This is a genomic window from Paenibacillus sp. M2 (genome assembly GCF_046713495.1).
GTDB classification, from domain to species: Bacteria; Bacillota; Bacilli; order Paenibacillales; family Paenibacillaceae; genus Paenibacillus; species Paenibacillus amylolyticus_B.
This window is the reverse complement of record NZ_CP169648.1, coordinates 877,606-897,074: the sequence shown is the minus strand read 5'-3', so window position 1 is coordinate 897,074 and position 19,469 is coordinate 877,606. Positions and strand designations below refer to the sequence as shown.

The window sequence follows — 19,469 nt, the reverse complement described above, 5'->3', positions numbered from 1 at the left end:
ATACTGATCTGCTCCCATCGTAGTCTTCTACGGTCTACTATGACAGGGAGCAGTTCAGTGTTGCTTTAGGTTTGGGCTTTTTGCAATAGATGGACGTTTATCCGTCCTTGTCCGATGATTTTACATCATCATGGTCTATAATCAATCACTCATTTATAAGTTTTTCTGTGTTAAGGGTAAACCCTTCAATCACAACATCTTCGTCCACTTCAATCATGATGCAACGTCTGCCTTGATAGTTCACCTGTTTCACATATCTCAGGTCTTGCGGGCTAACCGAAATCGTAGCAACCTTGGTTTCGATCTTAATGGATTTGGACGTAAACTTCGGCATAACACTGGTCGCCTTCATCTCATAGTTCTTGTTGTCAACGATCGTTTCGAAGGCACGTTCTACTTTCTCCGTTGTCAGATCCTCTATACCACTTGCGGTCAGTACACGTTCCAGATCTTTATAATCCAGCTTGGGAGGTTCTTCCTCATGGGACTCTTCGTTAATCTCGATGACTCGGTTGATCTCCTCGTATACATGTGCAATGGTGGCTGAATCGAGCTGTTCACCGGCCACTTCCTTGACGATATCTTCGAAGATCGCCCGTTCTTCCAGTGCGGTTACGGATCTTTCTCCATTCAATACATTTTCAACAAAATGCGGATCCGGGAAATTGGATTTCCCTGTACAATATAGTACACGATTCACATCGGAGTAGTTGTCCGTCACGCTAGGGTACAAGAATCCTTGCTCTGGCGTGCTTAATTTGATAATCGGATCGACAATAATGTTGTATTTGAATTCTCTCTCCACGTAATCAAACAAGAGTGTCTTCCGCTGTTTCTCCGTGGAATTTACGCTGCACAGAATGAACGGATGGGCGAACACCTCATTCTTCTCACTCTCTTCCGTGGCTTCGTTTCTAGCCTTGGTCGGCAGATAATACTGTCCACGCACGAACGTAGCTACCATGTCCCGCTCAAACTTCGTATCCACCAACATTCGATCCACGAGCAGCAGCATCAGATCCTGCCATTCATCCGGATCACCTGTTACCAGCGCCTGGTGAAGCAATACCTGTGCCGGGTCCTCCGCCGCTTCCTGGAACTTCAACTCAAATAACTTCTGATCCAAATCACCTGTCAGCAATTTTTTGAAATTGCCCATGTACAGCTCCTGCTTCTCTCTGTCCACCAGTTCGAACGGGTGGCGCTCCCAGTGATAGACCTCATTCGTTTCCTTCGTAATATACACGTTGAGAATATCGTAAATATTCAGTAGATCGTGATCGAGTTTAAATTGCTTGCGTATGTGCGCGACTTCTTTTTTATTCATGATTCGTTAGACAACTCCCACAATATATAATTTTATCTGCGTGCAGCTCTATATCCTAAAAGCCAGTGCTCCCTTGGAAGTTTTCATCTGAGCAGTAGGTCACAAATGGGCGCAGCTATGGAGTAGCTGGATCAAGCCGTTTTTGCTCTCCATTTCTGTACTCTCAGTGAGAAATTATATCATATAATGATGACGATTAATGAGAAACAATCTATGGTATTTCCCCCTTACTATCGCAGACCATTTTTGAATATGGAAAATAGCTCGCCGTATGAGAGGCACGAATGAGATTTAAAAGAAAACAGAAAGACGCAACAGGAATGACTCCCGTGCGCCTTTTTTCGTTGTTTAACGATTCTTAAATAATTAATTACTGCTCAGCAATATATCCGTATTCAACAGGGGTGCTCTGCTGGAAGAAACTTTCCTTGTTTCCCGCAGAAACAGTAATCCCATGAACAAGGACACTCCGCCAATAATAATCAGCAATGCCCCCAACTCCTGACTGTAGGCTGTCAGCGTCCCGTCCCTAAACGCCATTCCACGAATCAGACGGTTAAGCCAGTTCATGGGTAATGCCCATGCGAACATTTGGAACGGTTCTGGGAACGCCAGCGGCGTTAATTGAATTCCCGTAGCCAGAAAGGAGGGATACAATACCAAGCTGGTTCGAAGGCTTACTTTCGACATATCTTTGGCAGTGTATCCAATCAGCATACCCATGAGTGACAAGGCAAAAGCATAAACAACTAACGGAATGATAAAAAGATAAGCCTCTGCTTCAAACCGCATTCCCCCCACCTGTTTTAACAATCCATAGGATAGAAGCAGTGAAAGTGAACTCAACGCAGCGTAAGGTACACTCCGAACCCATAGTTGAAAAGGTGACTTTCCGTTGGCAAACAGTTTCCCTTCCTGACGAAGCCGAGGTACAATCGATCCCGCTGCACTTGTTGTAATCATCAATACTACGATATTTACAAATCCAAGCACCATAAAACCGACATAACTGGAGGTTGGATTAAACAGCATCCGCTGCTGAAGGGATAACGGTGACACGATTCCTTTAGCTGTCTCGGTATCCATCCCTTTTTGGATCAGACGTGTCATGGAAAGGGTCATATTTTCCGTCTGGATGATCTCCTGAATCGCAGTGCGAATACCAGTCAACCCCGAGGGCATCGTGTTATCCATCAAGATACCTATATTCGTCGATTTCCCTTGTTGTTGACGCAATCCCAACTGACTGGGAAGCATAATCACCGCTATAGTCTGCTCGTTGGCAAGTAATGTTTCTGGACTCATTCGGCTCGCATATATGCTTTTGACGCTCATATATTGTGACGCATTTATCTTGGAGATCAATTGCCGTGAATATTCGCTATGATCCTCATCAATGACCACAACTGGTGATTTATTAAGCTGATTCTGCGAGAACATTAAGCCGAAAAATAAGGCTGCAATCATTGGCCCAATAAAAATTAGCCGTATATACTTACTTCCTATGACGTACTTCCACTCGTCAATCAGTGATTTCATCAAGTTTCACCTCTGCTGTCATCCCCGGAAGCAATTCAGTATTCGAATCCATCGATATCCGGACCAAAAACATACTCAAATCGGCTTGCCCTTTTTCCCGGGACATCCGCAAATTTGCGAACTGAGGAGCAGTTGAGATGGAAGTGACGCTCCCCTTCACCTGCGTTGGCTGATCCAAATATGGAAAATGAACATCAATGCTTTGATTCACTTCAAGCTGTTGAATTTCACTTTCCTGTATGTAAAGGTCGGTGTAATACGTATTCTTTTGCACAACTGCTAGCGGGACTCCTGCTTGGACTTGATCTCCCTTCGCTACAGCGACACGGTCAACCAATCCGTCATACGGTGCGAGTACATCCTTATCTCCCTCCCCGGATGATTTCACTTTGAAAAGAACCTCTCCCTCTTTCACAGAGTCCCCCGTAGATGCACCAACCTCTGCAATCGTCCCGGGACTATTCTGATAATATAAAGTCGTTTGCTCTGACTCAAGTATGCCTTGTTTCCGGCTCTCGGCCTGACTTACAGCATCCTTCCCTTTAACCGTAAGAAGTGAACCTCCAATAATAACCACCATCGCAATTCCGATATACAAACCTGCTTTTATCTTCATTCTTATATCTCTCCCATTCCCAATCCTCGTGTATGGTTAAATTTGCTGACTATTTTTGCTTTTTAATTTTGGTGACCGCATTCTCGGCTGCCTCCATGATCACTTCTCCCAAAGTCGGATGAGGATGAATCGTCATGGCCAGATCTTCCACGGTTGCCCCCATCTCAATTGCAAATGCGAGCTCCGATATCAGTGTGGATGCCTCCACGCCTACGATTTGCGCACCAATGACAATTCCTGTGGTCGGGTCTGCCACTATTTTCACAAATCCTTCGGGTTCTCTTAATGCCAATGCTCTTCCGTTAATCCCGAAAGAAGATTTCCCAATAACCACCGGAACGGCCTGTGCATTGGCTTCCGTCTCACTTACCCCAACACTGGATATCTCCGGATCAGAAAACACGACAAGCGGAATCACCTTGTAATCCACTTTGGAGGTAAGACCCGCAATGGCTTCTGCGGCTACTTTGGCTTCATAGGATGCCTTGTGGGCAAGTGCCGGACCGGCTGTAATATCTCCAATAGCGTAAATGTGAGGGATAACCGTTCTGCACTGTTCATCCGTCTCAACCAGTCCTTTGTTCGTTACGAGCACACCTATGCGTTCCAGTCCTAACTGGCCGTCTGTATTGGGTTTTCTGCCGATTGTAACCAGTACATATTCTGCTGTAACTTGTTGCTGCTCCTGATTTTTTGAATAATGCAGTGTAACGGAATCCGCATTGTGCTCCACCTTTTCGGCAATCGCTCCGTTTACGATCTGGATGCCGTCCGCCTTCAATTGTTTGACTACAGGGGCTGCAAGTTCCCCCTCGAATCCAGGCAATACTTGTGCGCCTCCCTCCAGAATCGTTACCTTGGTTCCGAATTTGGCATACATCTGTCCAAGCTCCACCCCAATATAACCTCCGCCGATCACAATCAGACTACTCGGAACCTCCTGTAGAGATAATGCTTCAGTGGAAGATAAGATGCGACCTCCAACTGGAAATGCTGGCAGCTCAATTGGACGAGACCCCGTTGCCAGTATGAGATTTTTAAAAGAAATGCTTTGCTCCTGCCCAGCTTGCTGGATCATAGCTGTGTGCTCATCCACCAGACTGGCCTCTCCTTCCAGAATGTTAACACCCGCAGTCTTTAACAAATAGTGGACGCCACCTGCCTGTTTATTCACAACCCCCTGTTTAAAATCCTGAGCAGTCTTAAATGTCGCTGCCGCGTCAGCTTGATTGAACTGTCTGAACCAATCATAGCGATGCGATTCCGCAATTAAAGCTTTGGATGGTATGCAACCCACATGTGTACAGACCCCGCCGAGCTGTTTACGTTCAACAATCGCCGTTTTCATCCCCAACTGCGAAGAACGAAGCGCCGCCACATAACCACCTGGACCTGATCCAATAACTAACGTATCCACAGATTCAAGCTTGCTCATATTCTGATACCTCCCGATTTGAAGTCAACTTAAAATATGATGACCGTAATATATTATAATCATCATATTTTAAAATCGTCAACAACCGTATTTTATCCGTTTGTAAAGCAACAGATATTCAGTCGCCAAATTGACAGGCTTTATTATGATGACTATAATATTTTAAAAAGTATAATGATGAAACTATGGAGTGAATGATCATGCCCTATCCTAAAGGACATAAGATAAAAGTACGAGGTAAGATTGTTGAAAGTGCGGCTCGAGCTTTTCGCACCAATGGTATCCAGGAAGTGAGTGTCCCGTTTATTATGAAGGGAGCTGGATTAACTCACGGAGGGTTCTATTCACATTTTGACAACAAGGAACAATTGGTTGCCGAAGCCTGTGAATATGCCATTAGTGATACCATTACACTTCTAAAGAACGTGGCTGATCAGGAAGAGCAGAATTCCAAAATTAATAAAGTAATCGATTATTATTTGAGTCCGTATCACCGCGACCAAACGGAAATGAGCTGTATTTTCCCCGCCCTTTCCAGCGAAATATCCCGTTCGTCCGAAGAAATTCGGCAGGTGTTCACCCATGAATTAGAGCGGATGATCACTTTTATCTCCAATCTGGCTGAGATCGATATGTCCAGCGGTCGTGCACTGTTCAGTACAATGGTTGGTTCGCTTGTACTTGCACGCTCTGTTGCTGATCCTGAGCTTAGCGACAGCTTTCTCTCGGCGGGCAGACAGCAAGCCAAAGAAATGGTTAAAAGAAAAGATATGTAAGGGTTTCTTGTTTTTATACAATAAGTAGATTTGATGTTGCTATATCAAGTTAAAAACACAAATAGACCGCTCACCCTGGCAAAGCTTGCGGTCTACTTGATCGTGTATCCTCTTGTTAAGCCCACCGCCCTTAAAAGCGGCTATTGCGTCAGAGTGTCGTGTTAGCGCACGGCTTTCTTTGCATGATAAGCTGTTTCCGTCCCCATTTTAACATGGAGATTGTGGATTTCAATCCCACGATAACCATATGTTCCGTATGTTAAAACTGACGCTACGGCAAAAATTTCAGCATCTTACATATTTACGCTTGAAGCCCGTCCGCCCTTTATCCACTGCCTTTTGGATATTCTCGGAGGCATTCAGCAGCTTGCTCTTGGGCATGTCCTTGTTCACTTCGACAGGGCCAACGGCCTTGGCTGTCTCCACCGCCAGATCGTGCAACGGTTGATAGGATGTTGCGACAGTATACAGGAAGTTGTTCATCGAATATTTCGTTCGTTCCGGAGAGTCGTGAATCGTCTTCTTCACCTGTTCCAGCATCTCCATCAGTTTATTCTCCGAAAATTCAGCATCCTTTCGACTGCCGAGCAACCAACAGTAACAGCTCCATCCTGCTGACATTTTCAATTCATCTCCGCTGGCGATCCACTTATCCGAAACTTCTTGAGCAATATCCGTCTCCGCCAGCGTAACGGCAACGATGAAGTCAGAGATCATGTAAAAATAAGCAGCGTCAATCCAACGGTCGAAATCATCTTCTGTCATCGCTTGAGGATCGGCTATCACGCCTGCAAAGTACATCGCATCATAATTCCCCGTTGCATATAGTTGCTCTGCCAAAGGTTGATCCTTTTTGATCCGCTTCGCCATTGGTTTCATCGCCCCGGTTGCCACGCCAAATAATGGTTCATGCGCACCATTGGAAATGTAGATTTTTTTCGTTCGTTCTTTGCCCAGCGCCTCTAACTCTTGCATCACTTCATCTCGATTCATTTCACAACACTTCCAATCCTATAAATTAGTATCTGATCATATCAAACAGACACTTATGTTTAACGAAAAACCAATGCAAAATCGTACATTATCCAATTCGAACTATTCTGCCATATGCAAAATCATTCCGGCGAGATTATTACCATTCATATGAGGGATTCCCTACTGGGGTATTTTTCCTAAAAAACTGAATACTATTCAAATTTCCCTGTTGCTCTGACAACCTGTTCGAGCATTATCACCGAACATAACATCTATACCATTGTTTCGCACAGATCCCTGAAAAGATAGATATAACTTCTTCGCAGACAGACATTTTTCCTTTCTTATGCTTCTACTGGCAACTTCTAAATACCTGCCGAGAGCCTGATTGGAAGAGCTGATTCCCCCAGCACAAACGGAGCAACATCTGTCCATGTCCAAGCAACGTTAAGCTATGGCAGGTTACGTCGCTCATCGTTTATGTTCAGTTTAGTGTTGTTAACCAAACCGAGATGAGGAAGGATGCGAGAGCATGAGCAACAATCAAGTGTTAGGCTTTGCCCCTGCCTTGGGCTGGAATTCGTGGAATACCTTTACGTGGGATATTAACGAACAATTAATTCGGGATGTCGCAGATGTGTTTGTATCGGAAGGTTATCTGGCCGCTGGTTACGAGTATATTGTCATTGATGATTGCTGGAGCCTGAAGGAACGTGATGCAAACGGCAATCTGGTGGCGGACCCGGAGAAATTCCCGAGTGGAATGAAAGCGCTCTCTGATTATATCCATAACAAAGGACTAAAGTTCGGCATGTATTCATGCGTGGGTACGCATACATGTGCCGGGTATCCAGGCAGCTTTGAGCATGAATTCCAGGATGCTGCCCTTTTTGCCGAATGGGGCGTTGATTATTTGAAGTATGACTACTGCTTCAAGCCGCGCCATATCTCAGGAGAGCTGCTGTACAAACGGATGAGCCTTGCGCTCAAAAACTGCGGACGCGATATCCTGTTCTCCGCCTGCAACTGGGGAGCCGACGATGTATACGATTGGATACGGGAATCGGGCGCTCATATGTACCGCTCCACCGGCGATATCCGTGACAATTGGGATTCAGTGAAGGAACTTGCCCTGTCCCAACTCGGGAAACAAAGCTACACTGGCTCTTTCTGCCATAACGACATGGATATGCTAATCGTTGGTATGTACGGTGGAAGCAACAATGATTATATTGGCAGCATCGGCGGATGCAACGACATCGAATATAAAACCCACTTCTCACTCTGGTCCATGATGGGTTCCCCATTAATGATCGGATGTGACGTGCGCAAAGCTAACCAGATTACAAAGGATATTCTCCTTAATCCTGACCTGATCGCTATCAATCAGGATGTAGAAGCACGCGGAGCTTACCGCATTAAACCAGAACCGCAATGGTTTCACACAGACGATGTATTTATGCTGGTGAAAGTACTCACAGATGGTGATCTAGCTATTGGTTTCTTCAACCTGAGCGACAGCCAGCGGGAATTGTCTTTGCAATTTTGGGATATGGGTCTGCCTTACGCTGCCGGTTATGCCCTGTCCCTGTATGACTGCTGGGAACATAAAGAGCTTGGCGTATTCCGTGAACGCTTCGCTCCCGTTGTCGCAGCACATGATTGTTTAATTGTGCGTGCGAAACTGGTGAAATAGATGACTCAACATCGCCTGTGCACCTCCTGTCAGGTTCCGCTCTCTTCAGACGATGTGGGCATCTACCTCAAATTGATCTCGCGCTCTGCCCAGCAATTTCTGTGCATCGATTGTATAGGAGTGAAGTTGAACTGTGGACGCGAGCCTATTGAGAAGCTGATCCGTTATTTCCGTGAGTCCGGGAACTGCGCCCTGTTCCGTTAACGTTATGCCTTGGTCCCGTGCAACATCATGTACGATGTTGGCGTGTGTGAAGTTGCTTTCTTAAATACTTTGGAAAAATATAACGGATCATTGTATCCGACAGAATAGGCTACCGATTGAATCGGCAGGCCCGACGTCTTCAGCAGCTCACAGGCGCGCTCGATTCGACAGGATGTAATATACTCCAAAACAGACTTGCCGGTTGCTGCCTTAAACAGACGAAACAAATAACTGCGCTCCAGATTAACTGCCTTTACGATCTCCGTGACGGTCAGTGTCGGCTTCCAGTAGTTTTGCTCGATGTACTTTCTCGCCAGCCAGACATAATCCTTGGCATCCACCTGCGGCTCCTTCGGATAATGCTCCATATAGTAGGAGAGCAACAGACGCAAACGGGCATCAGCCCTTAGTAACTCATAGGATGACGCACCCGCGTTCCAGGCAAGGTGGAAAAAAGGCTGCAGTGTCTCCGGTGAGATCGACACCACGGGTTGTACTTCTGAGAACTGCGTCAGCCCCAGCAACCGCCCGGCATCCTCACCGCTAAACTCCACCCAGACGTACTCCCAGGGATCTTGCGGGTCTGGATAATAATAAATCTCCTTTTGCGGAAATATGATAAAGCTTTCACCCGTAACTAACCGAAAAACGCGGCCCCCCGTCTCCAGCGTCCCTTGGCCACGGATAATATAGTGCAGTGCGTAAACGTCACGCACACCTGGCCCCCATTGGTGAGCGTTGGCCGGCTTGTAGCCACCGCTGATAAAATACAAATTACTGGCTCTACTGCTCTCATGCCAAATCGGATTCAACCTTGATCCCCCCTTCCTAATCCGCCTTGTTCTGGCGTTAGGTTTATCTTATATATCGTTGATTAGATTTACGGTAACGCTTACACGCTAAATCCAGAGAGGAGAATGTTGTATGCTTAGAATGGTTACGGTAGAACATGGACAAGTGCAAGGAATGCCCGCGGCGGACCCGCGGATTACCAGCTTCAAGGGAATTCCTTTTGCCGCACCTCCTGTAGGTGAGAACCGCTGGCGCGCTCCGCAGCCGCAGTCGAGCTGGGAAGGTGTACTGCAAACTTTTGATTTTGCCCCCATCTCCATGCAAGCCCCAACAGTCATCGATGACAACAATATCTATACCCGCGAATGGGCCGTTGATCCCGACCTGCCCATGGATGAGGATTGTCTGTATCTGAATGTCTGGACACCAGCCAAACGCACGGACGAGAAGCTGCCTGTTTTTGTCTGGTACTTTGGCGGGGGCCTCCAAGTGGGCCATACGGCCGAAATGGAATTTGACGGCGAGCGAATCGCTCGTAGAGGCATTGTCGTTGTGACGATTAATTATCGGCTGAATGCCTTTGGTTTCCTGTGTCATCCCGAGATTAGCGCTGAATCTCCCCATGCACCCGCCAACTTCGGTCATCTCGATCAGCAAGCGGGCACGCAGTGGGTCAAACGCAACATTGCCGCCTTTGGCGGTAATCCAGACCAGATCACGATCGGTGGACAGTCGGCAGGCGGGGGAAGTGTACTCAGCCAGATGACCTCTCCGCAAAATAAAGGTTTGTTCCAGCGAGCCGTCATCATGAGCGGTATGGCTACAGAGTTATACCCGAAGGTCCGCGTGCCTTCTATCCGTTCCACACTGCGGGATGCAGAGCAGGCCGGGGTTGCATTTTTCGACTTCCTGGGTGTATCCTCCCTGGCTGAAGCGAGACAACTGGATGCTGAATTTCTCCGTGACAAAGCACTCGAATATAAAAGCTTCTGGGGAACCGTCATCGACGAACAATTCTGCGCAGGTGATTCGTTTACTCGTTTTGTTCAGCAGGAGCGCGAGGCGATACCCATCATGCTAGGGCATACGTCTTCCGAATTCTGGACCCGTCCCGCCGCAGCCAATCTGGAAGAACTGAAACAGATGGCTGTGGAGCTGTTCGGCGAGGATGCTCCTACCTTTTTGCAGCTATGTGAGACTAATTCCGGCCAATTCGAGCATGCCCTGCAACAGGCATCGGTCCGCATGATCCAACATGCCATTCTGCTCGCCATTCGCGCGAACAGTGGTCATCCGTCTGAAACGCCTCTCTACTATTATAACTTCGACGCCGAGATTCCGGGCTGGGATCAGCCAGGCACTTTTCACTCCGTCGATCTGTGGTTCTTCTTCGAAACACTCGCCAAATGCTGGCGGCCTTTCACAGGCAAGCATTATGATCTGGCTCGCCAGATGTGTAATTATTTATCCAACTTTATTGCTACAGGTGATCCAAACGGCTCGGACTCCACCGGAAAGCTGATGCCTCATTGGACTCCTTGTACTACGGAACAGCCGTATCTCATGGAATTTGGCGATCAGGCTCAATTACAGAAGACTGAGCCCGGACCGATGCTCGCGTTTTTAATTGAACAATATTTCAAGAAACAGAATGAACCTGTTGTTTAAAACATGAGTCTTGCCCTCTCACGATATATGTAAGAGCCATGCTGTCGCATGGCTCTTTTTGTATAGTGTGAATGGTAGAGCGATGTTCATTCGCCCATGCCCATTAGCAAGCTTCTCCACTACAGCAGTCTAAGGTAACAACAAAATCAGACAGCCAGAGAAATCCCACGGAAGACAATCAGTATCATTTCAAGAGATCCGTTATATATGAGTCTGTGTTGGTTTATTGAGGATGACAGGTAGCTTAATCTGTAGTGAAAAGATATCCTTTTCCTGCGAAACCGTCAACGTCCCGTTGTGCTGCTGAATCATTTTCTGACAACTAACGAGCCCGATTTCGTTGCTATCATTCTTTTTGCCAACACGTTTAATCTTATTCTCTACCTCAAGAATGACCCATTGTTGCTTCAAAGAAATCTGGATATGAACAGGATGCACTGGATCGGCGTATTTTCGAATATTTGAAAATATGTTATCCATTACGCGACGCATGGCGACCAGATTGATTTCCAACAAAAACTCCTCATGATGTGCATCTGTCTGAACCTGCACATCTATATCGTCCAAAACCACTAATTGCTCATCTATGAGTTGATCGATAAGTGCTCTGCCTTCATACATTTCAAACTCTACTTCCTCTTCTTCAGCGGCCGAGGATACCGTAAAATATTCGAATAGTTTGTCCGACAGCACTTTGATCTGATAGGCCTTCTCCCGGCTATTATGAATATACTGCAACAGATCCTCATGTGTCTTATATTTGTTGAGCTCTATGATATCCATATATCCTAATAGAATCGTGAGTGGCGTTCGCAAATCATGGGAAATCGCCGTGATCAATTCACGGTTGGCCATCCTGACCCTCTCCTCGCTGTCCAGCCGCTCCACAAATGATTTCCTCATCTCATCAATACTTTGGGCCAGAGATGACAGTTCATCCTTTCCCGATATCGTAATCGAATAATCCAAATTTCCACCTTCGAGTATTTTGATCTCTTGTTCAAGCACGCCAATATAAGATGTTTTCTTATTAATCATCAGTAGAAAGGAAACGAGGAACACAATGGCCGCTATGAAAACACCAATAATCAGAATGAGGTTGTAGTATTGATACTCATAAAAGCTAACCAAGTATATCTGGGCATCCTGATCCGCAAAGTGGATGGTGGTAATGGGTATTTTCGATGGCACGAATTGAGTTAACAACTCTTCATTAATGGCCGGATCAATCCCCGTATTGGAGGAAAATATCAATTTGTCTTTTGCAAAAATATACAGATTTAAGTAGCGCTCATGACTTATCCAAGCAGACAATTCCTCATGATCACGGGTTGACACGTTCTGGTTATCCACAAATGCTTCGAATCGATCAAGCGCATCTTGCTGCCTGTTCTCTACAAAAGTGGATTTGCTTAAATAACTATCCAATAGAGTCTCGCCAACAACTTGTAAAATAACGAGTGCACTTATGGAAATGACCAAAGAAATGACAACCGCCAGAACCAGTTTAATCTTCAGCTTTTTTCCGATGAATAATCTATTCAATTTTGTACCCCTTCCCCCAAACGGTCTTCACATATTTAGGGTTCTGCGGGTCATCCTCCAGTTTGCCTCTCAAGTTACGAATATGAACCATCACTGTGTTATTACACGTATAAAAGTAGGGTTGCCCCCAAACACTCTCATAGATGTTTTCTGCCGAAAACACCTTACGTCGTTTCTTGGCCAGTAGGAGCAAGATCTGGTATTCAATTTCAGTTAGAGCAATCTCCTTCTCCCCAACAAACACGGCTTTTGAATCCTGATGGACGGTAAGATCCTTAACGATAATTTGGTCCTTTTCTTCGGTCTTCTCCTTGCCCCGATATATATAATATCTCCGCAGTAAAGCCTTCACCCGCGAAACGAGTTCTGTATAGGAAAAGGGTTTGGACAAAAAGTCATCACTGCCTGAGGAAAAGGCCAATTGTTTGTCAGAGTCCTGCGTTTTCGCTGTGAGAAACAGGATCGGTGCGCTTGTTTTTTCACGAATCTCCAGACACGCCTTCAGCCCCGATTTATTGGGCATCATCATATCCAAAATAATGAGATCCGTCTCTTCGTTCACTTTATCAATCGCATCTTGACCATCTATCGCTTCAATCACTTCATAATTCTCACTCTCTAACAAAATCCTTACAATTTCACGAATTTCACTGTTATCATCAGCAATTAGAATTTTCTTGCTCATCTGATCCCTCCGTCTAATTTCAGTATAATATGCGCTATTAGCGACTACCAGCAAATACAATCGACTTAAGAATTCTTCAGAAGTTATGTAGGTATCTCTTAATAATTTCGTCTTATACTGTAAATATGTAGAAGTTATTACACAAAGGGGTCGTCAGGAATGCCACAAACTTCGAAAAAAGTAATGATTAACATATTGTTGGGTCTGTTCATCATGTTGTCCATTGGTCTACTGGTGTATTATTCTCCTTCCATTATTAAAATCATGTCTTCCATGGACAATTTCAGAGCGTATATTCATTCAACAGGCCATTGGGGTCCGGTCATGTTTATTTTATTCCAGATTCTTCAGATCGTGGTTGCACCTATTCCAGGAGAAGTGGTACAGATTGCAGGCGGTTATATCTATGGGGTTACAATTGGGTCCTTGTATACTACAATAGGCTTGATTATAGGCTCAGCGATCGCCTTTTATTTCACTCGTTACATCGGTCGCGCCTATATTTCACGACTAATGCAAAAGAAAAATAATAAGTGGATGTCTTTAATTCATGATGAGAAGAAGTTCTCCGCTTTTTTATTTATCTTTTTCGTAATTCCCGGCTTGCCCAAAGACATGCTTGTATTTGTCGCCGCACTTACATCAATTAGTTCGTTTAGGTTCTTCACGATCCTTATCGTTGGTCGTCTGCCGTGGATCATCGCATCTACCGTTGTAGGGTCCACAATTCATATGCAACAATACACAATCGCCATTATTATTTCTGTTATCGCTGTAATCGGGTTTGTACTCGGTTATATCTATAGGGAGAAATTGGTGGGATTGTTCTCCCGGTCAGACAGTACCAAAGCCAAAGCCAAACCCAAGGCTATACCCAGTTATAGTACGAATAGGGAGTCTCGTAAAATAAAAAGAGATACAACATGAACATAGCCAATCTATTGATATGAAAACCGGAGGTATATCTTATGCAAACACTTGAAACCAATCAATTAATCCTGCGAAATTTCACCGTAACGGACGCAGCCGGACTATTGGAATACACGGCAAATCCCAGAGTGAATTGTTTTATGGATCAACGAATTTTAACATTGGAAGACGCGGAGACAGAGGTCGCAAAAAGAAGCAGTGACGATTCCCACATCGCGGTCTGCCTGAAAGACAGTAACGAGCTGATCGGTGAGCTGTTTGGTATGAGGGAAGATCGGGATTCCGATACGGATAAGGATTCGAATTCAGATACGTATAGTATTGGTTGGAATTTTAATGGCAGATATGAAGGGAAAGGGTACGCCAGTGAGAGCGCCAATGCTTTCATCGAAAATCTCTTTATGGAACAGGGAATAAGAAGACTGTACGCCTATGTCGAGGATGATAACTTCCGTTCTCAGAAACTGTGTGAGAAGCTGGGCATGCGCCGGGAAGGTCTTTTTATGGAGTTCATTTCATTTGTCAATAATGAGGACGGCACACCGAAATACGAGAATACGTATCAATATGCTTTGTTGAAAAAGGAATGGCTGGCTCAGCGTGAATCGCAGTAATAAAGAAAGACATGCCTATGCGTCATCATTAGTTTAAAAAAGTTATAGACATGAGAACCTAACCATGTGTACGTTCCACAACAAATACGGCGGCTTCTCCCTGGATAGATTCCAGAGGAAAAGTCGCCGTTTCATTATCGTGCATAACACTATTGATCAAACATTGTGTTTATAAGGTCACAATACCATTCAGCTTAAATCCTAGATCGTGCTGCCCCAATATTGCTTTGCAATCTTCTGCCCTTGATCAATCTTCGCCCATTGTTGAGCTTCGCTTAATTCATTACCGCCATCACAAGATGCAAAGCCGCATTGGTGAGACAGCAGCAGCCGATCCTTATCGATGATTTTGGAAGCTTCGTCCAGCAAACGGACAACACGTGCTTCATCATCGAGTGTACTCGTTTTGGATGACAACAGACCCAGTACAATTTCCGTTTCAGGTCTGTCCTTGAACACTTCCAGAGCTTCAATTGAACCCGCACGATCATCATCCCATTCCAGGAAGAAACGATCATACTTCAATTGCTTCAGGAACAGATTCGCAATTTTGGCATACGATCCACCACCCATGTTGCGGGAATCATAATTGCCGCGGCAGTTATGTGTCCACATTTTCAAGCCAAGACTATGTCCGAAGTCAATCACGGTATTATTAATATCAATGAATTCGGTAGCGAGACCCTTTACTTCATCTTGATTAATATTTTCCCCTGTAAAAGGAGAGTTCGGGTTGTCGTCTGCAAACAGTTCCCACAAGCAATCATCGAATTGCAGAATTTTACCGCCCACCGCAGCGAATTCCTCCACGAACTCCTTATACGCGATCACAAGACCCTCTTTGAGTTCCTGTATGTTCTGATATACAGCATCCGTTCCACCAATGTTATCCGACCAGGAAAGCTCACCGAAAATATGGGAAGGAGACGGTACACAAAGTTTTGTTTGTTGCTCACCAGCTGTGTCTTGCAGTTGTTGGAACAGTTGAATGAAATGATGATTCTTTCCACTCAATTTATCAGTAATGCGCAGTCCAATATCTTTGCGTGTTTCATATTTCGAAGTTCCGTCCACATCTCTGAAAAAATAGCCGTGATCCGCGATGTAACGCTTTACTCCGCCAAATCCCCATACAAAGTCCAGATGCCACATCGATTTGGAGAATTCGCCATCGGTAACCACGGACAAGTTATGTTCGATTTCCTTTGCGACAACTTGTTTGATTGCCTCGGTCTCACACTTCTCATATCCTTCGTAGTTTTCATAGAACGGATATTGGATATCATCATTATGTTCAATTTGCGTTTTATATTTCAGCAGCTCATCCGGCCGCAATAAACTTCCTACGATCTGGAACTTATCAGTCATGTAAAAAACCCCCTCGTTGTATACAATGATCATATCACGCTGAGGGCAGTTAGAAGGGATACTTAAAAACCATAACTGGTTATAGTTAAAAGCTATATCCACTTATTAGACAGATTTCAGTGAAACCGTCACCGACACAATGTACCTCTATCCGTGAACGTTATTCAATTTCACACCGTACGACGACGCAGTTCATAAAAATATTGTACCGCTGGATGCTTTAATTTAACCTGCTCCGACATGTTTAGAATTCGCTTTTTGCCAACTCTTCTGTCCATTAAAGCCAGAATATTAAACAAGATATCCTTGCTCTCCAGATTATCCTCTATAGAAGTCGATAGATATGTCGTGGCTGCAACGGTAAAATTCGATTTACTAAGTGCGGTCTGAGCCAACAAAAGATCTTTGGCATGTACGGAGATTTTTCTGCTTCTTGCCATGACTTGAAGACGATCCTCGGGAATGGGTCCTTTGGAATCTTTTCTGATAGCTTCAATCTCTTCATCGCTCACAGGAATCATGATCTCCGGATCGCTCTTGATCTCCTGCTCTGTCTGATACCATCGGATTGGGGTTGTTGTATCACTCATGTTGAGTACATTTTTTTTATCTACAGTAATATAACAATTGCCTGATTTATCAGGTGAATAGCGATAGCTGGTAGCACGGTACTCCACCCTTCCAACTAACGCGGGACTAAGAAAACTCTCCAGTTGTTGCTTCAATTTACTCCAGGACATAAATCCTCCTATTATCAAAAGCCTACCGCATAAATTGCGGTGATCATCTCAAATATTTTTCAATCCGGCTACAGTATCAACATTCACCTAAATTATAACATAGCAAAACAAATTGATGATGGAAGAAACCCAGTTATTGGTTTTAGAATCTCCTATGTGATAAAATTGCAGAAAATTATCTACTTACTCTTAAATCGTCATAGCTTACCATTGGAACATACGTTGTTATTCACAAAGGAGAGGAAGAGTGTAATGGCTAAGAAGAAAGCAACCTTACCTGCTCATATGGAAAAACTCGTTAAAGATAATGATATTTCTGCTGTAAAAGAAGTTTTCGAGCAATGTGAATGGGATGCCCGTGGGGGCTACAGCAAAGGTACGACCCTCAGCTTTCGTCAAATATCGGATGAAGTGGTCCGCTGGCTGGTAGCGCAAGGGGCAGATATTAATGCACGCGACAAATATCAACGCACGCCTTTACATGCCCATGCCTCACACTGGTCAGGAAATGTCCCCCTGTTCCTTGAATTAGGTGCGGATCTGGACGCTGTGGACTACCAAAATGAAACACCATTACATGCAGCGGTCAATGGGTATAGAACCAAAGTGGTTCAAGCGTTGGTAAACCAAGGCGCTACGATTAACGTAGAAAATAAACAGGGAAATACGCCATTAGCTAAGGGATTAGTCAATTGCAGAAATAGTGATATTGTCGATTTGGCGGAGATTGCCGCCATTCTGCTGAATGCTGGTGCATCGGTCACGCCAGATATGAAAGAATCGGTGAAGCGGATTGGTAAGGATTTTGAATTCGTTCGTGAGAAGTTCAATCAGGACAAGGTCGATGAAGTTTCAGACGCGCTGATTAAACTATACAAGTTATTTGATGTCGAGCCGGTAGTGAATCGGATCATGCACGATGGGACTACCCCCATTCAGGTAAAGGCAACCACCTGGACCAAACAGCACCAAGAGCTGTGGGAATATCTCATTCCGGCCCAAGGCCACGCTCAAACGGTGCAGGGAGAGGTCATTCGCATCACAGGACGTGTGTCCCATGAAGTATTGGATAATGGCGGTGGAAACTGGGATGCGGAGTATCGCAAGATGCTGGATGCACTGATTTGTCACCTAGGCACCGGTGCGCCACTAGCCCCGGCACTGCTCCAAGAGGCAGCAGACTTGGTCAGCAGGCTCCGCAATGGATACGATTTTGATGCGCCTGCCAGATTATCCGAGTTGGCGGTATTATGGGTGCTTGCCAATCCTCAGCCAATCACTATAGAGAAGCCAGAGTATACGCGTTAAACAGCAAAGCAAAAAGAAGCGGAAAAGTTACCGCTTCTTTTTTTTATTAAATCTACCTGAATCATACTCCGCATCCATGATTACGGCTTACTCTACTCCACCTGTTCATTACTTTCAAACTCATTGAGCAATTCGCGTACTTTAGAAGTGGTTTTGGCGTTCATCAAGCTGTTTCTCAGCTCACTAGCACCGCGGAAGCCACGAACATAGATTTTGAAAAAACGGGCGAGCGGGCTGAACGAACGCGGTTCAAGCTCGGAATATTGATCATGCAGGTCCAGATGCAGCCGTAGCAGATCAAGCAATTCCGTGCTGCTGTGTTCCTTCGGCTCCTTCTCAAAAGCAAACGGATTCTGGAAGATACCGCGTCCAATCATAATACCATCCACACCATATTGCTCCACGAGTCTCAGGCCTGTTTCACGGTCAGGAATATCCCCATTAATCGTCAGCAATGTATTAGGAGCTATCTCATCACGAATTTTTTTAATCTCCGGAATCAGTTCCCAGTGAGCGTCTACTTTGCTCATTTCTTCTCTCGTCCGCAAGTGAATGGACAGATTCACGATGTCTTGCTGCAAAATATGAGTTAACCAGTCGCGCCATTCATCGACCTCAGTAAATCCAAGACGCGTTTTTACACTGACCGGCAGCCCCCCGGCTTTCGCCGCCTGAATAATCTCCGCCGCAAGGGCTGGCCGGCAGATCAATCCGCTTCCTTTTCCATTCTCGGCTACATTCGCTACCGGACAACCCATATTGATATCGATGCCTTTAAATCCTTCTTTCGCCATACCGATACTCATCTCACGAAAGAATTCCGGTTTATCTCCCCAGATATGAGCCACAATCGGCTGTTCGTCCGCTGTAAAAGTCAGACGCCCGCGCACACTATGGTGCCCCTCCGGGTGACAATAACTCTCTGTATTCGCAAATTCCGTAAAAAACACATCTGGTCGTCCTGCTTCACTCACCACATGACGAAACACAACATCCGTCACATCCTCCATCGGTGCCAATATAAAAAATGGTCGTGGCAATTCACGCCAAAAGTTTTCTTGTGTCATCTCAAAAGCTCCTCTATACATACCAGGACAGTCTATGTCCTCATTAATAGTAAAAAAATCGTAATTCATGCATCTGCTTACCTATCACTTATACCATGCAAATGTAACTTTGTTCAAACGTCAGTATCTGTTATTACTTCCATTAGATCTTCGGATTATTGAGAGTTCGATGATCTCGAAATTG

General features: G+C 45.1%; 18 protein-coding genes. 7 read left to right on the top strand and 11 right to left on the bottom strand.

Annotated features, from left to right (window positions below):
• Window positions 1–145 precede the first annotated feature (145 nt).
• The 4 genes from ACETMN_RS04245 to lpdA all read right to left on the bottom strand — a co-directional run bounded on the left by ACETMN_RS04245 (window position 146) and on the right by lpdA (window position 4,917).
• Entirely contained in the window at window positions 146–1,327 is a 1,182-nt protein-coding gene (locus ACETMN_RS04245) for a DUF4317 domain-containing protein (RefSeq protein WP_036668338.1), read from the bottom strand.
• A 366-nt stretch (window positions 1,328–1,693) separates the two neighbouring features.
• Window positions 1,694–2,866 carry an ABC transporter permease gene (locus tag ACETMN_RS04240; RefSeq protein ID WP_411735817.1) on the bottom strand — a complete coding sequence of 391 codons (1,173 nt, stop codon included), beginning with the start codon at window positions 2,864–2,866 and terminating at the stop codon, window positions 1,694–1,696.
• Window positions 2,850–3,482 carry an HlyD family efflux transporter periplasmic adaptor subunit gene (locus ACETMN_RS04235; RefSeq protein ID WP_411735816.1) on the bottom strand — a complete coding sequence of 211 codons (633 nt, stop codon included), beginning with the start codon at window positions 3,480–3,482 and terminating at the stop codon, window positions 2,850–2,852. The genes ACETMN_RS04240 and ACETMN_RS04235 overlap by 17 nt, the downstream gene beginning before the upstream one ends.
• 49 nt (window positions 3,483–3,531) lie before the next feature.
• On the bottom strand, window positions 3,532–4,917 hold the full coding sequence (gene lpdA, locus ACETMN_RS04230; RefSeq protein WP_411735815.1) for a dihydrolipoyl dehydrogenase: 1,386 nt from the start codon (window positions 4,915–4,917) through the stop codon (window positions 3,532–3,534).
• Between the two features lie 200 nt (window positions 4,918–5,117).
• Here lpdA and ACETMN_RS04225 point away from each other — a divergent pair, with 200 nt between their 5' ends.
• Entirely contained in the window at window positions 5,118–5,693 is a 576-nt protein-coding gene (locus tag ACETMN_RS04225) for a TetR/AcrR family transcriptional regulator (RefSeq protein ID WP_210110182.1), read from the top strand.
• A 285-nt stretch (window positions 5,694–5,978) separates the two neighbouring features.
• Here the strand turns inward: ACETMN_RS04225 and ACETMN_RS04220 are convergent, their stop codons facing one another.
• On the bottom strand, window positions 5,979–6,686 hold the full coding sequence (locus ACETMN_RS04220; protein ID WP_411735814.1) for a DNA alkylation repair protein: 708 nt from the start codon (window positions 6,684–6,686) through the stop codon (window positions 5,979–5,981).
• A 514-nt stretch (window positions 6,687–7,200) separates the two neighbouring features.
• Here ACETMN_RS04220 and ACETMN_RS04215 point away from each other — a divergent pair.
• On the top strand, window positions 7,201–8,364 hold the full coding sequence (locus ACETMN_RS04215) for a glycoside hydrolase family 27 protein (protein WP_411735813.1): 1,164 nt from the start codon (window positions 7,201–7,203) through the stop codon (window positions 8,362–8,364).
• On the top strand, window positions 8,365–8,568 hold the full coding sequence (locus tag ACETMN_RS04210; RefSeq protein WP_091019733.1) for a hypothetical protein: 204 nt from the start codon (window positions 8,365–8,367) through the stop codon (window positions 8,566–8,568).
• Window positions 8,569–8,570: 2 nt separating this feature from the next.
• Here the strand turns inward: ACETMN_RS04210 and ACETMN_RS04205 are convergent, their stop codons facing one another.
• Entirely contained in the window at window positions 8,571–9,380 is an 810-nt protein-coding gene (locus ACETMN_RS04205; RefSeq protein WP_411735812.1) for a helix-turn-helix domain-containing protein, read from the bottom strand.
• Between the two features lie 112 nt (window positions 9,381–9,492).
• Here ACETMN_RS04205 and ACETMN_RS04200 point away from each other — a divergent pair, with 112 nt between their 5' ends.
• Window positions 9,493–11,028, top strand: coding sequence for a carboxylesterase/lipase family protein (locus tag ACETMN_RS04200; RefSeq protein WP_411735811.1), 1,536 nt, complete (start codon window positions 9,493–9,495; stop codon window positions 11,026–11,028).
• A 201-nt stretch (window positions 11,029–11,229) separates the two neighbouring features.
• On the opposite strand, the gene ACETMN_RS04195 is transcribed toward ACETMN_RS04200, so the two are convergent.
• Window positions 11,230–12,573 carry a sensor histidine kinase gene (locus tag ACETMN_RS04195; protein WP_091019739.1) on the bottom strand — a complete coding sequence of 448 codons (1,344 nt, stop codon included), beginning with the start codon at window positions 12,571–12,573 and terminating at the stop codon, window positions 11,230–11,232.
• Window positions 12,566–13,258 (bottom strand): response regulator transcription factor, encoded by a 693-nt coding sequence (locus ACETMN_RS04190; RefSeq protein WP_091019742.1) that lies wholly within the window; start codon window positions 13,256–13,258, stop codon window positions 12,566–12,568. The genes ACETMN_RS04195 and ACETMN_RS04190 overlap by 8 nt, the downstream gene beginning before the upstream one ends.
• Window positions 13,259–13,417: 159 nt before the next feature.
• On the opposite strand from ACETMN_RS04190, the gene ACETMN_RS04185 reads away from it, so the two are divergent.
• Both ACETMN_RS04185 and ACETMN_RS04180 read left to right on the top strand, forming a co-directional pair.
• A complete protein-coding gene (locus ACETMN_RS04185; protein ID WP_411735810.1) occupies window positions 13,418–14,185 on the top strand; it encodes a TVP38/TMEM64 family protein in 768 nt (255 codons plus the stop codon).
• A 41-nt stretch (window positions 14,186–14,226) separates the two neighbouring features.
• The gene (locus ACETMN_RS04180; RefSeq protein WP_091019745.1) at window positions 14,227–14,802 is read left to right on the top strand and encodes a GNAT family N-acetyltransferase; all 576 of its coding nucleotides are present in this window, start codon (window positions 14,227–14,229) and stop codon (window positions 14,800–14,802) included.
• Window positions 14,803–15,003: 201 nt separating this feature from the next.
• On the opposite strand, the gene ACETMN_RS04175 is transcribed toward ACETMN_RS04180, so the two are convergent.
• Window positions 15,004–16,170: a cobalamin-independent methionine synthase II family protein gene (locus ACETMN_RS04175; RefSeq protein WP_091019746.1), complete on the bottom strand. Its 1,167-nt coding sequence runs from the start codon at window positions 16,168–16,170 to the stop codon at window positions 15,004–15,006.
• A 170-nt stretch (window positions 16,171–16,340) separates the two neighbouring features.
• On the bottom strand, window positions 16,341–16,910 hold the full coding sequence (locus ACETMN_RS04170; protein ID WP_411735809.1) for a hypothetical protein: 570 nt from the start codon (window positions 16,908–16,910) through the stop codon (window positions 16,341–16,343).
• A 252-nt stretch (window positions 16,911–17,162) separates the two neighbouring features.
• Between ACETMN_RS04170 and ACETMN_RS04165 the strand changes: the two genes are divergently transcribed.
• Window positions 17,163–18,218, top strand: coding sequence for an ankyrin repeat domain-containing protein (locus ACETMN_RS04165; protein ID WP_411735808.1), 1,056 nt, complete (start codon window positions 17,163–17,165; stop codon window positions 18,216–18,218).
• 92 nt (window positions 18,219–18,310) lie between these two features.
• On the opposite strand, the gene ACETMN_RS04160 is transcribed toward ACETMN_RS04165, so the two are convergent.
• Window positions 18,311–19,285, bottom strand: a complete 975-nt coding sequence (locus tag ACETMN_RS04160; RefSeq protein ID WP_411735807.1) for a tRNA dihydrouridine synthase — start codon at window positions 19,283–19,285, stop codon at window positions 18,311–18,313.
• Between the last annotated feature and the right edge of the window lie 184 nt (window positions 19,286–19,469).

Excerpts from the sequence above, each read along its gene's own strand:
- ACETMN_RS04165 (WP_411735808.1), top strand. The coding sequence starts at position 17,163 with ATGGCTAAGAAGAAAGCAACCTTACCTGCTCATATGGAAAAACTCGTT.
- ACETMN_RS04170 (WP_411735809.1), bottom strand. The coding sequence starts at position 16,910 with ATGTCCTGGAGTAAATTGAAGCAACAACTGGAGAGTTTTCTTAGTCCC.
- ACETMN_RS04190 (WP_091019742.1), bottom strand. The coding sequence starts at position 13,258 with ATGAGCAAGAAAATTCTAATTGCTGATGATAACAGTGAAATTCGTGAA.
- ACETMN_RS04185 (WP_411735810.1), top strand. The coding sequence starts at position 13,418 with ATGCCACAAACTTCGAAAAAAGTAATGATTAACATATTGTTGGGTCTG.
- ACETMN_RS04235 (WP_411735816.1), bottom strand. The coding sequence starts at position 3,482 with ATGAAGATAAAAGCAGGTTTGTATATCGGAATTGCGATGGTGGTTATT.
- ACETMN_RS04240 (WP_411735817.1), bottom strand. The coding sequence starts at position 2,866 with ATGAAATCACTGATTGACGAGTGGAAGTACGTCATAGGAAGTAAGTAT.
- ACETMN_RS04160 (WP_411735807.1), bottom strand. The coding sequence starts at position 19,285 with ATGACACAAGAAAACTTTTGGCGTGAATTGCCACGACCATTTTTTATA.
- ACETMN_RS04200 (WP_411735811.1), top strand. The coding sequence starts at position 9,493 with ATGCTTAGAATGGTTACGGTAGAACATGGACAAGTGCAAGGAATGCCC.
- ACETMN_RS04210 (WP_091019733.1), top strand. The coding sequence starts at position 8,365 with ATGACTCAACATCGCCTGTGCACCTCCTGTCAGGTTCCGCTCTCTTCA.
- ACETMN_RS04215 (WP_411735813.1), top strand. The coding sequence starts at position 7,201 with ATGAGCAACAATCAAGTGTTAGGCTTTGCCCCTGCCTTGGGCTGGAAT.
- ACETMN_RS04220 (WP_411735814.1), bottom strand. The coding sequence starts at position 6,686 with ATGAATCGAGATGAAGTGATGCAAGAGTTAGAGGCGCTGGGCAAAGAA.
- ACETMN_RS04245 (WP_036668338.1), bottom strand. The coding sequence starts at position 1,327 with ATGAATAAAAAAGAAGTCGCGCACATACGCAAGCAATTTAAACTCGAT.
- lpdA (WP_411735815.1), bottom strand. The coding sequence starts at position 4,917 with ATGAGCAAGCTTGAATCTGTGGATACGTTAGTTATTGGATCAGGTCCA.
- ACETMN_RS04180 (WP_091019745.1), top strand. The coding sequence starts at position 14,227 with ATGCAAACACTTGAAACCAATCAATTAATCCTGCGAAATTTCACCGTA.
- ACETMN_RS04175 (WP_091019746.1), bottom strand. The coding sequence starts at position 16,170 with ATGACTGATAAGTTCCAGATCGTAGGAAGTTTATTGCGGCCGGATGAG.
- ACETMN_RS04225 (WP_210110182.1), top strand. The coding sequence starts at position 5,118 with ATGCCCTATCCTAAAGGACATAAGATAAAAGTACGAGGTAAGATTGTT.